This is a genomic window from Pseudomonas sp. I2, from assembly GCF_040984075.1.
GTDB classification, from domain to species: Bacteria; Pseudomonadota; Gammaproteobacteria; order Pseudomonadales; family Pseudomonadaceae; genus Aquipseudomonas; species Aquipseudomonas guariconensis_B.
In genome coordinates this window covers 49,341-63,287 of the sequence record NZ_JBCGFQ010000032.1, presented here as the reverse complement: position 1 = coordinate 63,287, position 13,947 = coordinate 49,341, and the positions used below count along the sequence as shown (strand labels likewise).

12 protein-coding genes and 1 pseudogene are annotated in these 13,947 nt (G+C 64.4%); 4 read left to right on the top strand and 9 right to left on the bottom strand.

Annotated features, from left to right (window positions below; translation table 11 throughout):
• Window positions 1-182 (top strand): zinc-binding dehydrogenase (locus WCE05_RS17270; protein WP_368816223.1); only part of this gene is annotated, 182 nt, incomplete at its 5' end.
• A 45-nt stretch (window positions 183-227) separates the two neighbouring features.
• On the opposite strand, the gene WCE05_RS17265 is transcribed toward WCE05_RS17270, so the two are convergent.
• The 5 genes from WCE05_RS17265 to trxA all read right to left on the bottom strand — a co-directional run bounded on the left by WCE05_RS17265 (window position 228) and on the right by trxA (window position 5,663).
• On the bottom strand, window positions 228-878 hold the full coding sequence (locus tag WCE05_RS17265; protein ID WP_225787666.1) for a gamma-glutamylcyclotransferase: 651 nt from the start codon (window positions 876-878) through the stop codon (window positions 228-230).
• Between the two features lie 338 nt (window positions 879-1,216).
• Window positions 1,217-2,185: a CDP-6-deoxy-delta-3,4-glucoseen reductase gene (locus WCE05_RS17260; RefSeq protein WP_368816222.1), complete on the bottom strand. Its 969-nt coding sequence runs from the start codon at window positions 2,183-2,185 to the stop codon at window positions 1,217-1,219.
• Window positions 2,185-3,651: a 4-hydroxy-3-polyprenylbenzoate decarboxylase gene (gene ubiD / locus WCE05_RS17255; RefSeq protein WP_225787668.1), complete on the bottom strand. Its 1,467-nt coding sequence runs from the start codon at window positions 3,649-3,651 to the stop codon at window positions 2,185-2,187. The genes WCE05_RS17260 and ubiD overlap by 1 nt, the downstream gene beginning before the upstream one ends.
• A gap of 198 nt (window positions 3,652-3,849) precedes the next feature.
• On the bottom strand, window positions 3,850-5,109 hold the full coding sequence (gene rho / locus WCE05_RS17250) for a transcription termination factor Rho (RefSeq protein WP_043212134.1): 1,260 nt from the start codon (window positions 5,107-5,109) through the stop codon (window positions 3,850-3,852).
• A gap of 227 nt (window positions 5,110-5,336) precedes the next feature.
• On the bottom strand, window positions 5,337-5,663 hold the full coding sequence (gene trxA, locus WCE05_RS17245; protein WP_012274768.1) for a thioredoxin TrxA: 327 nt from the start codon (window positions 5,661-5,663) through the stop codon (window positions 5,337-5,339).
• Window positions 5,664-5,909: 246 nt separating this feature from the next.
• Here trxA and ppx point away from each other — a divergent pair, with 246 nt between their 5' ends.
• Complete coding sequence (gene ppx / locus WCE05_RS17240) at window positions 5,910-7,412, top strand: exopolyphosphatase (RefSeq protein ID WP_225787669.1); 1,503 nt, start codon at window positions 5,910-5,912, stop codon at window positions 7,410-7,412.
• Here the strand turns inward: ppx and ppk1 are convergent.
• Together ppk1 and hemB are read right to left on the bottom strand one after the other, a co-directional pair.
• Entirely contained in the window at window positions 7,399-9,624 is a 2,226-nt protein-coding gene (ppk1, locus tag WCE05_RS17235; RefSeq protein ID WP_368816221.1) for a polyphosphate kinase 1, read from the bottom strand. The genes ppx and ppk1 overlap by 14 nt on opposite strands.
• A gap of 19 nt (window positions 9,625-9,643) precedes the next feature.
• The gene (gene hemB, locus WCE05_RS17230; RefSeq protein WP_225787671.1) at window positions 9,644-10,654 is read right to left on the bottom strand and encodes a porphobilinogen synthase; all 1,011 of its coding nucleotides are present in this window, start codon (window positions 10,652-10,654) and stop codon (window positions 9,644-9,646) included.
• 208 nt (window positions 10,655-10,862) lie between these two features.
• Here hemB and WCE05_RS17225 point away from each other — a divergent pair, with 208 nt between their 5' ends.
• Complete coding sequence (locus WCE05_RS17225; protein ID WP_225787672.1) at window positions 10,863-11,507, top strand: DedA family protein; 645 nt, start codon at window positions 10,863-10,865, stop codon at window positions 11,505-11,507.
• Between the two features lie 501 nt (window positions 11,508-12,008).
• Here the strand turns inward: WCE05_RS17225 and WCE05_RS17220 are convergent.
• Window positions 12,009-12,635 (bottom strand): annotated as a pseudogene (locus WCE05_RS17220) (sterol desaturase family protein); the annotation flags it as partial.
• Between the two features lie 113 nt (window positions 12,636-12,748).
• Here WCE05_RS17220 and elbB point away from each other — a divergent pair.
• Window positions 12,749-13,417, top strand: a complete 669-nt coding sequence (gene elbB, locus WCE05_RS17215) for an isoprenoid biosynthesis glyoxalase ElbB (RefSeq protein WP_225787673.1) — start codon at window positions 12,749-12,751, stop codon at window positions 13,415-13,417.
• Between the two features lie 77 nt (window positions 13,418-13,494).
• Here the strand turns inward: elbB and WCE05_RS17210 are convergent, their stop codons facing one another.
• The gene (locus tag WCE05_RS17210) at window positions 13,495-13,947 is read right to left on the bottom strand and encodes a YaiI/YqxD family protein (RefSeq protein ID WP_225787674.1); all 453 of its coding nucleotides are present in this window, start codon (window positions 13,945-13,947) and stop codon (window positions 13,495-13,497) included.

The following is a 13,947-nucleotide window of genomic DNA, read 5'->3' as shown; positions in this document are numbered from 1 at the left end:
CCTTCGCCCAGCGCCAGCCCGAGGACAATGCTGCCAACTTCCGCCAGTTGTTCGCCTGGCATGCCGAGGGCAAGCTCAAGCCACTGGTGTCGCAGACCTATCCGCTGGCCGAGGCCGGAACGGCCATCGAGCGGCTGGGGCAACGGCAGGCGGTGGGCAAGCTGGTGGTATTGACCCGCTGAGCGCTGGGGCCTTCAGTTGTCGGCGACGGGCCGCAAAGCGGCCTGTCAGACCTCGCGCAGGTTATGGCAGCGTCGAAACCGCGCCTCTAGGTTGCGATCCGGCATCTGGTGGTGGCGCAAGGCGTTCAAGGTCTGCTCGACATACTCGCGGGTACTGCCGAAGCGGCCCTTGGCACTGGCCAGGATCTGGCTGAACAGGGTATCCGGCAGATTACCGGCATAGCACGGCAGATGCCGCTCCAGGACAAAGCCCAGGGCCTGGACCTTGCTGCCATCGCCCAGCCGGCAATTGAGCCAATGAGGCCGATACGCGGGGTAGGGCATCTCCCGTTGCCACAGGGCCAGCAACGAGTCCTCCAGGCCGTTCTCGTCCAGGCGGTAGGCGAACCCGCTGCACGAGCCGCCACGGTCGAGTCCGAACACCAACCCTGGGCACTCCGGCGTGCCGCGATGTTCGTGCGACCACAGGTACAGGCCGCGATGATAGCCATGCACCCGGGCTCGCTGGCGTTCGACCGCATTGCATTCCGGCCGCCAGATCAGCGAACCATAGGCGAACAACCACACCGGGCCGCCTTCGTGGCGCGCCATGGTCATTCTCATGGAGTTGAGCAATTGCTCGCGGGTCAGTTGCTGGCCGAAATCGAGCGACGGTGGATAGGTGATCTGCCAGGGTGAACTTTCAAGTGCCGACATGCGCTGCCGCCATTATTCAACGTGAACTATCGAAGTGCTGCCCTGCAACTCCTGGACATTCAAAAAGCCATGTTTCGCGGCATGCCGATTCCCGCCCGGATGCGGGCAAGCCTGGCGCCACGGGAGCTGCGTCGAGAACTGGTCTGTAACGTAAGACAGACGCCATCGACACTTCAAGCCCTCGCCACAAGTTTAGTGCACACTTCCGACCATTGGTGCCGATTGTTTCGAGCCGCGTGAAAGTTATTAACCCGCGCAGCAACAATAAGCGGCTTATACTCTTGGTTGGCAACTTTGGTTATTAAGCACGGCACGCCATTGCGGCGAGCCGTCCATCTTCAGCTGCGCGGCGCGTAGGCGAATACGTCGGCACGCATGCGGTGGGCATCCATGCCAGCCTCGACCAGGGCATCGAGAGTGGCGTAGACCATGGTCGGTGAACCGCTGGCATAGACATGCACCTGGTTCAGGTCGCCGATGTCCTCGCAGACGGCTTCATGCAGCAAGCCGCAGCGCCCTTCCCAACCGCACAGGTCGCTGACCACCTTGTGCAGGAAGAGATTCGGCAGGCGCTCCCACTCGTCCCAGTGCTCGATCTGGTAGAAGTCCTCAGGCCGTCGCACGCCCCAGTACAGGTGCACCGGGTGCTTGAAACCCTGGGCGCGGCAGTGCTCGACCAGGCTGTGCATCTGGCCCATGCCGGTGCCAGCGGCGATCAGCACCAGCGGGCCATCGGGCAGCTCGGCCAGGTGGGCATCACCGAAGGGCAGTTCGATACGTGCCACGCGGTCACGCTGCAGTTGCTCGATCAACTGGCGGGCACTGTTCTCCCGCACCAGCACATGCAGCTCCAGCTCGCGCCCGGCATGCGGGGCCGAGGCCAGTGAGAAGGCCGCCTTGCCCGCGCCCTCACGCTCGATCATCAGGTACTGCCCGGCGTGATAGCGTGGTGGCTTGCCGGCTGGAGTGCGCAGCCGCACGCGCCAGACATCGCCGCCCACCTCCACGCACTCGCTCAGGGTGCAGGCCAACGTGCGCACCGGCAGCTCGCCCAGGGCCAGCACACCGTCCCAGAGCAGCACGCAGTCTTCCAGCGGCTCGGCGATGCAGGTGAACAGCTCGCCATGATCGCGGACCTGGCCATCCTGGCGCACGCGCCCTTCCACCAACAACGCCGCACAGGCATGGCAGTTGCCGTTGCGGCAACTGCTCGGGCAGTCATAGCCCAGGCGCCGTGCCGCATCCAGAATCCTTTCCCCGGGTTCGAGTGCCAGTACCGCTCCGGACGGCTGCAAGGTTACCTGCATCAATCTATTCCCAACTGATCCCACAGCTCATCGATACGGCGGGTGACGGCCTCGTCCTTGACGATGGCGCGGCCCCATTCGCGTGTAGTCTCGCCCGGCCACTTGTGCGTCGCGTCCAGGCCCATCTTCGACCCCAGCCCCGATACCGGCGACGCGAAGTCCAGGTAGTCGATCGGCGTGTTGTCGATCATCACCGTATCACGCTTGGGGTCCATGCGCGTGGTGATGGCCCAGATCACATCGTTCCAGTCACGGGCGTTGATGTCATCGTCGGTGACGATAACGAACTTGGTGTACATGAACTGTCGCAGGAACGACCACACGCCCAGCATCACACGCTTGGCGTGACCCGGGTACTGCTTCTTCATGGTCACCACCGCCATGCGGTAGGAACAGCCCTCAGGCGGCAGGTAGAAGTCGACGATCTCCGGGAACTGCTTCTGCAGGATCGGCACGAACACTTCGTTCAGCGCCACGCCGAGGATCGCCGGCTCATCCGGCGGACGCCCGGTGTAGGTGCTGTGGTAGATCGGCTTGCGGCGGTGGGTGATGCGCTCGACGGTGAACACCGGGAAGGTGTCGACCTCGTTGTAGTAGCCGGTGTGGTCGCCGTAGGGGCCTTCCGGTGCGGTCTCGCCCGGGTGGATCACGCCTTCGAGGATGATCTCGGCAGTGGCCGGCACCTGCAGGTCGCTGCCGCGGCACTTGACCAGCTCGGTGCGGTTGCCACGCAGCAGCCCGGCGAAGGCGTATTCGGACAGGGTGTCCGGCACCGGGGTCACGGCACCGAGGATGGTCGCCGGGTCAGCCCCCAGCGCCACCGCCACGGGGAACGGCTGGCCGGGGTGCTTCTCGCACCATTCACGGTAGTCCAAGGCGCCGCCACGGTGGCTCAGCCAGCGCATGATGACCTTGTTGCGGCCAATCAGTTGCTGGCGGTAGATACCCAGGTTCTGGCGGTCCTTGTTGGGGCCACGGGTGACGGTCAGGCCCCAGGTGATCAGCGGCGCCACGTCGCCCGGCCAGCAATGCTGGATCGGCAGCTGGGTCAGGTCGACGTCCTCGCCCTCGACCACCACCTCCTGGCACACCGCGTCCTTGACTACCTTCGGTGCCATGGACACGACCTTCTTGAAGATCGGCAGCTTCGACCAGGCATCCTTCAGCCCTTTCGGCGGCTCGGGCTCCTTGAGGAAGGCCAGCAGCTTGCCGATCTCGCGCAGTTCGTCGACCGACTCGGCGCCCATGCCCATGGCCACCCGCTCCGGGGTGCCGAACAGGTTGCCCAACACGGGTATGTCGAAGCCCGTGGGCTTTTCGAACAGCAGCGCCGGACCCTTGGCGCGCAGGGTGCGGTCGCAGACTTCGGTCATTTCCAGGACGGGGGAGATCGGAACCTGGATGCGCTTGAGTTCACCGCGCTGCTCCAGGCCTCGGATGAAGTCGCGCAGGTCGCGATACTGCATGCATGAGCCTCGTGGTTGGCCGTATCGGTCGGGGTTGCAGAGTGTAGCGCCGTTCAGGGCCCAATGGCCAAAAATGACTTGGGGCCGCTTCGCGCCCTTCGCAGGCAAGCCCGCTCCCCCAGGTTCGTGCGATCCCTGTGGGAGCGGGCTTGCCCGCGAAGGGCTGCGAAGCAGCCCCAATTCACTGTGCGGTGGTGCTTATTTGCGCTTCATCGACAGGAAGAACTCGTCGTTGGTCTTGGTCTGCTTGAGCTTGTCGACCAGGAACTCGATGGCAGCGACTTCGTCCATCGGGTGCAGCAGCTTGCGCAGGATCCACATGCGCTGCAGTTCGTCGTCGGCGGTCAGCAGCTCTTCGCGGCGGGTACCGGACTTGTTGATGTTGATGGCCGGGAACACGCGCTTCTCGGCGATGCGGCGGTCCAGCGGCAGCTCCATGTTGCCGGTGCCCTTGAACTCTTCGTAGATCACCTCGTCCATCTTCGAGCCGGTCTCGACCAGCGCGGTGGCGATGATGGTCAGCGAACCGCCTTCCTCGATGTTGCGGGCGGCACCGAAGAAGCGCTTGGGCTTCTCCAGGGCGTGGGCGTCGACACCACCGGTCAGCACCTTGCCGGAGCTCGGGATGACGGTGTTGTAGGCACGGGCCAGGCGGGTGATGGAGTCGAGCAGGATGACCACGTCCTTCTTGTGCTCGACCAGGCGCTTGGCCTTCTCGATCACCATCTCGGCGACCTGCACGTGGCGGGTCGGCGGCTCGTCGAAGGTCGAGGCGACCACTTCGCCGCGCACGGTGCGCTGCATCTCGGTCACTTCTTCCGGACGTTCGTCGATCAGCAGCACGATCAGGTGGCATTCGGGGTTGTTGCGGGTGATGTTGGCCGCGATGTTCTGCAGCATGATCGTCTTGCCCGCTTTCGGCGGGGCGACGATCAGGCCGCGCTGGCCCTTGCCGATCGGGGCGCACAGGTCGATGACGCGGCCGGTGAGGTCTTCGGTGGAACCGTTGCCGGCTTCCATCTTCAGGCGCTCGTTGGGGAACAGCGGCGTCAGGTTCTCGAACAGGATCTTGTTCTTGGCGTTTTCCGGGCGGTCGAAGTTGATGGTGTCGACCTTCAGCAGGGCGAAGTAGCGCTCCCCTTCCTTCGGCGGACGGATCTTGCCGACGATGGTGTCGCCGGTGCGCAGGTTGAAGCGACGGATCTGGCTGGGCGAGACGTAGATGTCGTCAGGGCCGGCCAGATAGGATGCATCCGCCGAACGCAGGAAACCGAAACCATCCTGGAGAATCTCCAGCACGCCGTCACCCGAGATCTCTTCGCCGCTTTTCGCGTGTTTCTTCAACAGGGCGAAAATCACGTCCTGCTTGCGCGAACGGGCCATGTTTTCGATGCCCATCTGTTCGGCCATTTCCAGCAGATCGGTAATCGGCTTTTGCTTGAGTTCAGTCAGGTTCATAAGGGGAGTGACGTAATCATGTAAGAAGGGAGAATTAAGCTTCTGGCTTAATGAAGCCGCGCCGCGAGATGGCGACAGGATCGCGTACTGATTCGAATTAGGAGTGCGTCGGCGACGGCGTGCAGAGGGCACTGAAGGAACAGTGCGAGGCCGAATGTAACACTTGCTTTTTTCGGCGTCTAGTGCTCGGAAAAAGAAAAGCCCCGCAGTTGCGGGGCCTTTTCACATCACAGGTGGGCGTCGAGGAACGCGGCCAGCTGCGACTTGGACAGGGCACCGACCTTGGTGGCCTCGACGTTGCCGTTCTTGAACAGCATCAGGGTCGGGATACCGCGCACGCCATGCTTGGCCGGGGTTTCCTGGTTCTCGTCGATGTTCAGCTTGGCGACGGTCAGCTTGCCCTCGTAGGTGGCGGCGATGTCGTCCAGGACCGGAGCGATCATCTTGCATGGGCCGCACCATTCGGCCCAGTAGTCGACCAGCACCGGGCCTTGAGCCTGCAGAACGTCGGCTTCGAAGCTGGCGTCGGTGACATGTTTGATTTTGTCGCTCATGGAAATCTCCAAGGTCGTAAGCAATAAAAAACGTTGCCCATCATAGCCGCACCTACGCCCTACAGGAAGTCACGGCCGATTGAGTGTAACTATAGTTGTGCAAGACACCGCGAATCGAAACTGTCACACGGCTGTCATAGCATTCCAACACACCTTGCCTTGCATCAAGCCTTGCAATGCCATGCGTTGGCGTCCGTCCACGATCGTGGCACGATTGCCAGGTTATCGACCGAGAACATCGAGATCATGCCGCATACCACCGCGAAGAACCTGTCTTTGATCGCCGCCATCGACCTTGGCTCCAACAGCTTCCACATGGTCGTGGCCAAGGCCCACCACAGCGAGATCCGCATTCTCGAGCGGCTGGGGGAAAAGGTTCAGCTGGCCGCCGGCATCAGCGAGGAGCGCCAGCTCAGCGAAGAAGCCATGCAACGCGGCCTCGAGTGCCTCAAGCGCTTCGCCCAGCTGATCAACGGCCTGCCCGCCGGCGCCGTGCGCATCGTCGGTACCAACGCCCTGCGCGAGGCGCGCAACCGCAACGAATTCATCCAGCGCGCCGAAGCCATCCTCGGCCACCCGGTGGAGGTCATCTCCGGTCGCGAGGAAGCGCGCCTGATCTACCTGGGCGTGTCGCACACCCTGGCCGATACCCCTGGCAAGCGCCTGGTCGCCGACATCGGCGGCGGCAGCACCGAGTTCATCATCGGCCAGCGCTTCGAGCCGTTGCTGCGCGAAAGCCTGCAGATGGGCTGTGTCAGCTTCACCCAGCGCTATTTCCGCGACGGCAAGATCACCCCGGCGCGCTACGCCCAGGCCTACACCTGCGCACGCCTGGAACTGATGAGCATCGAGAACGCCCTGCACCGCCTGACCTGGGACGAGGCCATCGGCTCTTCCGGCACCATTCGTGCCATCGGCGCCGCCATCAAGGCCGGTGGCCTGGGCAACGGCGAGGTCAATGCCGAAGGCCTGGTCTGGCTCAAGCGCAAGCTGTTCAAGCTCGGCGAGACCGACAAGATCGACTTCGACGGCGTCAAGCCAGACCGCCGCGCCATCTTCCCGGCGGGCCTGGCGATCCTCGAGGCGATCTTCGACGCCCTCGAGCTGCAACGCATGGATCACTGCGAGGGCGCCCTGCGCGAAGGCGTGCTGTACGACCTGCTGGGCCGTCACCACCACGAGGACGTGCGCGAGCGCACACTCAATTCGCTGATGGAGCGCTATCACGTCGACCAGGGCCAGGCGGCGCGGGTCGAGCGCAAGGCCCTGCATGCCTTCGACCAGGTCGCCGAGGCCTGGGGGCTGGAGCAAGGCAACTGGCGTGACCTGCTGAGCTGGGCGGCGAAAGTCCACGAAGTGGGGCTGGACATCGCCCACTACCACTACCACAAGCACGGCGCCTACCTGATCGAGCACTCCGACCTGTCCGGCTTCTCCCGCGAGGACCAGCAGATGTTGGCCCTGCTGGTACGCGGCCACCGCCGCAACATCCCCAAGGACCGGTTCGCCGAGTTCGGCGACGAAGGCATCCAGCTGATCCGCCTGTGCGTGCTGCTGCGCTTCGCCATCCTCTTCCACCACATCCGCGGTACCCAGCAGATGCCGAAGGTCGTGCTGCAGGCCGGCGAAGGCAGCCTGGACGTGGTTTTCCCCGACGGTTGGCTGGAACAGCACCCGCTGACCCAGGCCGACTTCGCCAACGAGGCGCAGTGGCTGGACCGGGTCGGCTTCGTCCTCAGCGTACGTTGAGGACCGGGTTGCTCAGGCGCTCCAACAGGGTCGCCTGGGCATTGCGCGGGTTCTGGTTGCCGGTCGGCGTACTGCGCACGTAGCGGCCGTCCGGCTGCAGGATCCAGGCGTGGGTGTTGTCGGTCAGGTAGCTTTCCAGCTCCTTCTTGACCCGCAGCAGCAGCTTCTTGCCCTCCACCGGGAAGCAGGTCTCGACACGCTTGTCGAGGTTGCGCTCCATCCAGTCGGCGCTGGACAGGAAGATCTGTTCTTCGCCGCCATTGAGGAAGTAGAACACCCGCGTGTGCTCGAGGAAGCGGCCGATGATCGAGCGCACCTGGATGTTGTGCGACACCCCGGGGATGCCCGGCCGCAGGCAGCACATGCCACGCACCACCAGGTCGATGCGCACGCCGGCCTGACTGGCCTTGTACAGCGCACGGATGACCTTGGCGTCGGTCAGCGAGTTGAACTTGGCGATGATGTGCGCCGGCTTGCCTTCCTGGGCGAACTGGGTCTCCCGGGCGATCATGTCGAGCATGCCCTTCTTCAGGGTGAAGGGGGCGTGCAGGAGCTTCTTCATGCGCAGGGTCTTGCCCATGCCGATCAGCTGGCTGAACAACTTGCCGACGTCCTCGCAGAGGGCATCGTCGGAGGTGAGCAGGCTGTAGTCGGTATACAGGCGGGCGTTGCCGGCGTGGTAGTTACCCGTGCCCAGGTGGGCGTAGCGCACGATCTCGCCCTGCTCGCGGCGCAGGATCAGCATCATCTTGGCGTGGGTCTTGAAGCCGACCACACCGTAGATCACCACCGCGCCAGCCGCTTGCAGGCGGCTGGCCATCTGCAGGTTGGACTCTTCGTCGAAACGCGCGCGCAGCTCGATCACCGCGGTGACCTCCTTGCCGTTGCGCGCCGCATCCACCAGGGCGTCGACGATTTCCGAGTTGGCGCCGCTGCGGTACAGGGTCTGGCGCACGGCGAGCACGTGCGGATCCTTGGCGGCCTGGCGCAGCAGGTCGATCACCGGGGTGAAGGACTCGAACGGGTGCATCAGCAGCACGTCCTGCTTGCTCACCACGCTGAAGATGTTGTCGGCGTTCTGCAGCAGCTTGGGGATGCCCGGGGTGAACGGGGTGTACTGCAGCTCCGGATGGCTGTCCAGGCCAGTGATGCTGAACAGGCGGGTCAGGTTGACCGGGCCGTTGACCTGGTACAGCTCGCTCTCGCTCAGGCTGAACTGCTTGAGCAGGTAGTCGGACAGGTGTTTCGGACAGGTGTCAGCCACCTCCAGGCGCACGGCGTCGCCATAGCGGCGCGAGAACAGCTCGCCGCGCAGGGCTCGGGCCAAGTCCTCGACATCTTCCGAATCCAGCGCCAGGTCGGCGTTACGGGTCAGGCGGAACTGATAGCAGCCCTTGACCTTCATGCCCTGGAACAGGTCGTCGGCATGGGCGTGGATCATCGACGACAGGAACACGTAGTTATCGCCCGGGCCACCGACCTCCTCCGGCACACGGATCACCCGTGGCAACAGGCGCGGCGCCGGGATGATGGCCAGGCCCGAATCACGGCCGAAGGCATCGACACCCTCGAGTTCGACGATGAAGTTCAGGCTCTTGTTGACCAGCAACGGGAACGGGTGGGTCGGGTCGAGGCCGATCGGGGTGATGATCGGCGCGATCTCGTCACGGAAGAAGCGGCGCACCCAGGTCTTGAGCTTGGGCGTCCAGTAGCGACGGCGGATGAAGCGGATCTGGTGTTTCTCCAGCTCCGGCAGCAGCACATCGTTGAGGATCGCGTACTGGCGCTCCACCTCGCTATGCACCAGGTCGCTGATCCGCGCCAGGGCCTGGTGCGGCTGCAAGCCGTCGGCGCCGGCCTGCTCGCGGGCGAAGGTGATCTGCTTCTTCAGGCCCGCGACGCGGATCTCGAAGAACTCGTCCAGGTTGCTGGAGAAGATCAGCAGGAACTTCAGACGCTCGAGCAGCGGGTAGGACTCGTCCAGCGCCTGTTCCAGCACGCGGATGTTGAACTGCAGCTGGGAAAGCTCGCGATGAATGTACAGGCTGCTGTCGTCCAGGCTCGGGATGGCGATCGCCGGAGCCGGTGCGGGCGCCGGTGCCTCGGGGGCGGGCTCCGGAGCCGTCGGCAGGTCCGGCGGCGTCTGTACCATCTCCTCGGGGATCGCCTGGGCGTCCTTGATCTCGACAGGGGTTAGCACTTCATTATTCATCTGACGTTCCTGGAGGGCCTTATTGCCCTCTCAACAATTGAGCGGCACGGACGGCGAAGTAGGTCAGGATGCCATCGGCGCCTGCCCGTTTGAAAGCAGTGAGGGACTCGAGGATCACGGCCTCGCTGAGCCAGCCGTTCTGGATCGCGGCCATGTGCATGGCGTATTCGCCGCTGACCTGGTAGGCGAAGGTCGGCACCTTGAACTCGGCCTTCACCCGGTGAACGATGTCCAGGTACGGCATGCCCGGCTTGACCATGACCATGTCGGCGCCTTCGGCCAGGTCGGTGGCCACTTCGTGCAGGGCCTCGTCGCTGTTGGCCGGGTCCATCTGATAGGAAGCCTTGTTGGCCTTGCCCAGGTTCAGCGCCGAGCCGACCGCGTCGCGGAACGGGCCATAGTAGGCACTGGCGTACTTGGCGGAGTAGGCCATGATGCGCACGTTGACGTGGCCGGCCAGTTCCAGGGCCTCGCGGATCGCCTGCAGGCGGCCGTCCATCATGTCCGAGGGGGCGACCACCTGGGCGCCGGCCTCGGCGTGAGACAGTGCCTGGCGTACCAGCGCATCGACGGTGATGTCGTTCTGCACGTAGCCTTCTTCATCGAGGATGCCGTCCTGACCGTGGGTGGTGAACGGGTCGAGAGCAACGTCGGTGATCACACCCAGCTCCGGGAAGCGTGCACGCAGGGCGCGGGTGGCGCGCTGGGCGATGCCGTCCGGGTTCCAGGCCTCGGCACCGTCGAGGGACTTCTTCTCCACCGGGGTGACCGGGAACAGCGCCAGCGCCGGGATCCCCAGCTCGACCCAGCCCTGCGCGGCCTCCAGCAGCAGGTCGATGGACAGGCGCTCGACGCCCGGCATGGACGGCACCTCTTCGCGACGGTTCTGGCCATCGAGCACGAACACCGGCAGGATCAGGTCATCGACGGTCAGGGTGTTCTCGCGAACCAGCCGACGGGAGAATTCGTCCCGGCGGTTGCGACGCAGGCGGGTAGCAGGAAACAGGCGGTTGGCGGGGGTAAAGCTCACGGCAGACTCCTGAGCCCGCGCAGGCGGGCTAGCGCGACAGTTATAAGCGGCCATTATGACGCTTGGATGACAGGCTGGGGCAACCCTGTGACCCGTGGCCGCAGCCATTGTCCTTGTAGGAATTGTTCACGTCGAGACACATTTGGACACTTTCCCGAACGCGCATGACGGAGTAGGCTGCGCGTTCATTTCGCCAGCACCCCAGAAAATGCTTCAACAATTCCTGCAGGATTTCGGCTACTTTGCCCTTTTTCTCGGCACGTTTTTTGAAGGTGAGACCATCCTGGTTCTCGCGGGCTTCCTTGCGTTCCGCGGATACATGGACATCAACCTGGTGGTGCTGACAGCCTTCTTCGGCAGTTATGCCGGCGACCAGCTCTGGTACTTCATGGGCCGCCGCCACGGCCGCGCCATCCTCGCGCGCAAGCCACGCTGGCAGGCAATGGGCGACCGGGCGCTGGACCATATCCGCCGCCATCCCGACATCTGGGTACTGAGCTTTCGCTTCGTCTACGGCCTGCGCACGGTGATGCCCGTGGCCATCGGCCTGTCGGGCTACTCACCGCGACGCTACCTGCTGCTCAACGGCATCGGCGCCGCGGTCTGGGCCTTGGCCCTGGGCGTAGCCGCCTACCATTTCGGCGCCATCCTCGAAGGCCTGCTGGGCAACGTGAAGAAATACGAGCTATGGGTGCTCGGTGGCCTGCTGGTGCTGGGCGGCCTGCTCTGGCTGCGCCGGCGTTTCCGCACCCTGCGCGCGGAGCGCAAGGCGGCGGCAGAGGGCCAGGGCCCAGAGGCTGAGCAGACTGTAGCCCAGCAGCAGGGCCCAGGCCAGGAGCGTGACCGTCCCTAGCCCTAGGGCGCCGGCCAGGTACAGCGCCAGCGCATTCGACGCCAGGCGCAGCAGCTCCAGGCGCGTGGCCCAGGGCCGGTTCTCCAGCGCCGCGCCGAGCGCGAACAAGCCGAACACCATCACCGTCCAGCCCAGCACCAGGGCCGCCGCCGACACCTGCCCGTCCACGTCCATCAGGTAACTGCCCAAGGCGACGTAGGCGGCGAACTGCGCCGTCACATAGACCTGCTGCGCCCGCCCGAGGGGAATCTCGAATTTACGAAAGCGCGCCAGGTCGGGCTTGGCCTGTGGATAACGTGCCGCCACATCCGCCGGGCGCCAGCCGGTGGGCATGAACCAGATGCGCAGTTTGTCGCGCCAGCGGCGCGTGCGCCGGGCGTCGTTCCAGAGCTGGGCATAGAACTGCAAGTTGGCCCACAGCGGGTTCCAGCTGGCCAGGGGTGTGGTCACGCCGAACACCACCGGCTCGCGCGGGTCTTCTTCCTGAAAGGTGCCGAACAGGCGATCCCAGATAATGAACACGCCGCCGTAGTTGCGATCCAAGTACACAGGATTCTGCGCATGGTGGACGCGATGGTTGGACGGCGTGATCAATACCCACTCGAACCAGCCCAGCTTGGGCACATGCCGGGTGTGCACCCAGAACTGGTACAGCAGGTTCAGCGAAGCCACGGTGACGAAGACCAGCGGCGGCACGCCGAGCAGCGCCAGCGGCAGGTAGAAGATCCACGAGAAGATGAAGCCGCTGCTGGTCTGGCGCAGGGCCGTGGTGAGGTTGTATTCCTCGCTCTGGTGGTGCACCGAATGCGCGGCCCAAAGGACGTTGCGCTCATGGCCCAAGCGATGCAGCCAGTAGTAGCACAGGTCGTAGAGCACGAAGGCCAGCACCCACACCCACCAGGCCGTACCCGGCAGCGGCAGCAGCGCCAGGTGCTCCCAGGCCAGGGCATAGGTCACCAGCCCCACCCCCTTGGTCAGCAGCCCCGTGCTGGTCGACAGCACGCCGGTGCTCAGGCTGTTGATCGAGTCGGCCAGGCGGTAGTTGCGCTGGCCGCGCACACGGTCGGCGAGCAGTTCCACGGCGATCAGCACGAAGAAGAACGGTACGGCCAGCAGGATCAGGTCCATGGGCAACGATCTCCAGGGTGGTCCATGAAGATTAGGCGCTGCCCACAGAGAACCCTATGGCGACATCTGCCAAACTAGAGGACATTTAGCGCCTCGACACTGGAGTAATGAGCATGACGAAAAAAGTTGCGGTGATTCTTTCCGGCTGTGGCGTGTACGACGGCGCCGAGATCCATGAAAGCGTGATCACCCTGTTGCGCCTCGACCAGCGCGGCGCGCAGGTGCAGTGCTTCGCGCCGAACATCGCGCAGATGCACGTGATCGACCACCTGACCGGTCAGCCGATGCCCGAGTCGCGCAATGTTTTGGTCGAGTCGGCCCGCATCGCCCGTGGCGAGGTCAAGGACATCCGCGAGGCCAAGGCCGAGGATTTCGACGCGCTGATCGTGCCGGGCGGCTTCGGCGCAGCGAAGAACCTGTCCAACTTTGCCGTCGAGGGTGCCAACTGCACCGTCAACCCTGACGTGCTGGCCCTGGCCGAAGCCTTCGCCGAGGCCGGCAAGCCAGTCGGCCTGATCTGCATCTCGCCGGCCCTGGCGGCGAAGATCTATGGCCCAGGCGTGGTCTGCACCATCGGTACCGATGCCGACACCAGCGCAGCCGTGGTGAAGATGGGCGCCACCCACGAGGAATGCGATGTGCACGACATCGTCGAGGACACCCAGCGCAAGCTGGTGACCACCCCGGCGTACATGCTCGCCCAGTCGATCAGCGAGGCGGCCAGCGGGATCTACAAGCTGGTGGACCGGGTGCTGGAGCTGACTCACGAGGGTGAGCAGTAAGCCCCCGCAGCCTGCCTTGCAAATATTGGGGCGGCTTCGCGCCCCAATAGCGGCTTGGGTTCAATGCGCCAGTCAGGCTAGACCTTGGCCAACCGGGTCAGGATCCGGTCCAAGGCATTGGCGAACGCCTGCTTCTCCCGATCCCCGTAGGGTGCCTGCCCGCCACCGACCTGGCCCTGCTCCCGTAGCTCGGTGAACAGATTACGCACCGCCAGCCGCTCGCCCATGTTGCGCTCGTCGAACTCGCGCCCGCGCGGGTCGAGGGCTGCCACACCCTTCTTGATCAGGCGATCGGCCAGGGGCACGTCGCTACAGATCACCAGCTCGCCCGGCACGGCGTGCTCGACCAGATAGTCGTCGGCCGCATCCATGCCGCTGGGCACCACGATCAGCCGCACGCAGGCGAACGCCGGCTTGATCTGCGCCTGGCCGGCCACCAGTACCACCTCGAACTTGCGCTTGAGGGCGAACTTGACGATCAGGTCCTTGGCCGCCTTGGGGCAGGCGTCGGCATCGATCCATACACGCAT

What these genes read in the sequence shown, in the direction of transcription:
- WCE05_RS17260 (WP_368816222.1), bottom strand. Translation starts at nt 2,185, where the DNA reads ATGCAGGTAACCTTGCAGCCGTCCGGAGCGGTACTGGCACTCGAACCC.
- WCE05_RS17225 (WP_225787672.1), top strand. Translation starts at nt 10,863, where the DNA reads ATGCTTCAACAATTCCTGCAGGATTTCGGCTACTTTGCCCTTTTTCTC.
- rho (WP_043212134.1), bottom strand. Translation starts at nt 5,109, where the DNA reads ATGAACCTGACTGAACTCAAGCAAAAGCCGATTACCGATCTGCTGGAA.
- ubiD (WP_225787668.1), bottom strand. Translation starts at nt 3,651, where the DNA reads ATGCAGTATCGCGACCTGCGCGACTTCATCCGAGGCCTGGAGCAGCGC.
- ppk1 (WP_368816221.1), bottom strand. Translation starts at nt 9,624, where the DNA reads ATGAATAATGAAGTGCTAACCCCTGTCGAGATCAAGGACGCCCAGGCG.
- WCE05_RS17265 (WP_225787666.1), bottom strand. Translation starts at nt 878, where the DNA reads ATGTCGGCACTTGAAAGTTCACCCTGGCAGATCACCTATCCACCGTCG.
- ppx (WP_225787669.1), top strand. Translation starts at nt 5,910, where the DNA reads ATGCCGCATACCACCGCGAAGAACCTGTCTTTGATCGCCGCCATCGAC.
- elbB (WP_225787673.1), top strand. Translation starts at nt 12,749, where the DNA reads ATGACGAAAAAAGTTGCGGTGATTCTTTCCGGCTGTGGCGTGTACGAC.
- trxA (WP_012274768.1), bottom strand. Translation starts at nt 5,663, where the DNA reads ATGAGCGACAAAATCAAACATGTCACCGACGCCAGCTTCGAAGCCGAC.
- WCE05_RS17210 (WP_225787674.1), bottom strand. Translation starts at nt 13,947, where the DNA reads ATGCGTGTATGGATCGATGCCGACGCCTGCCCCAAGGCGGCCAAGGAC.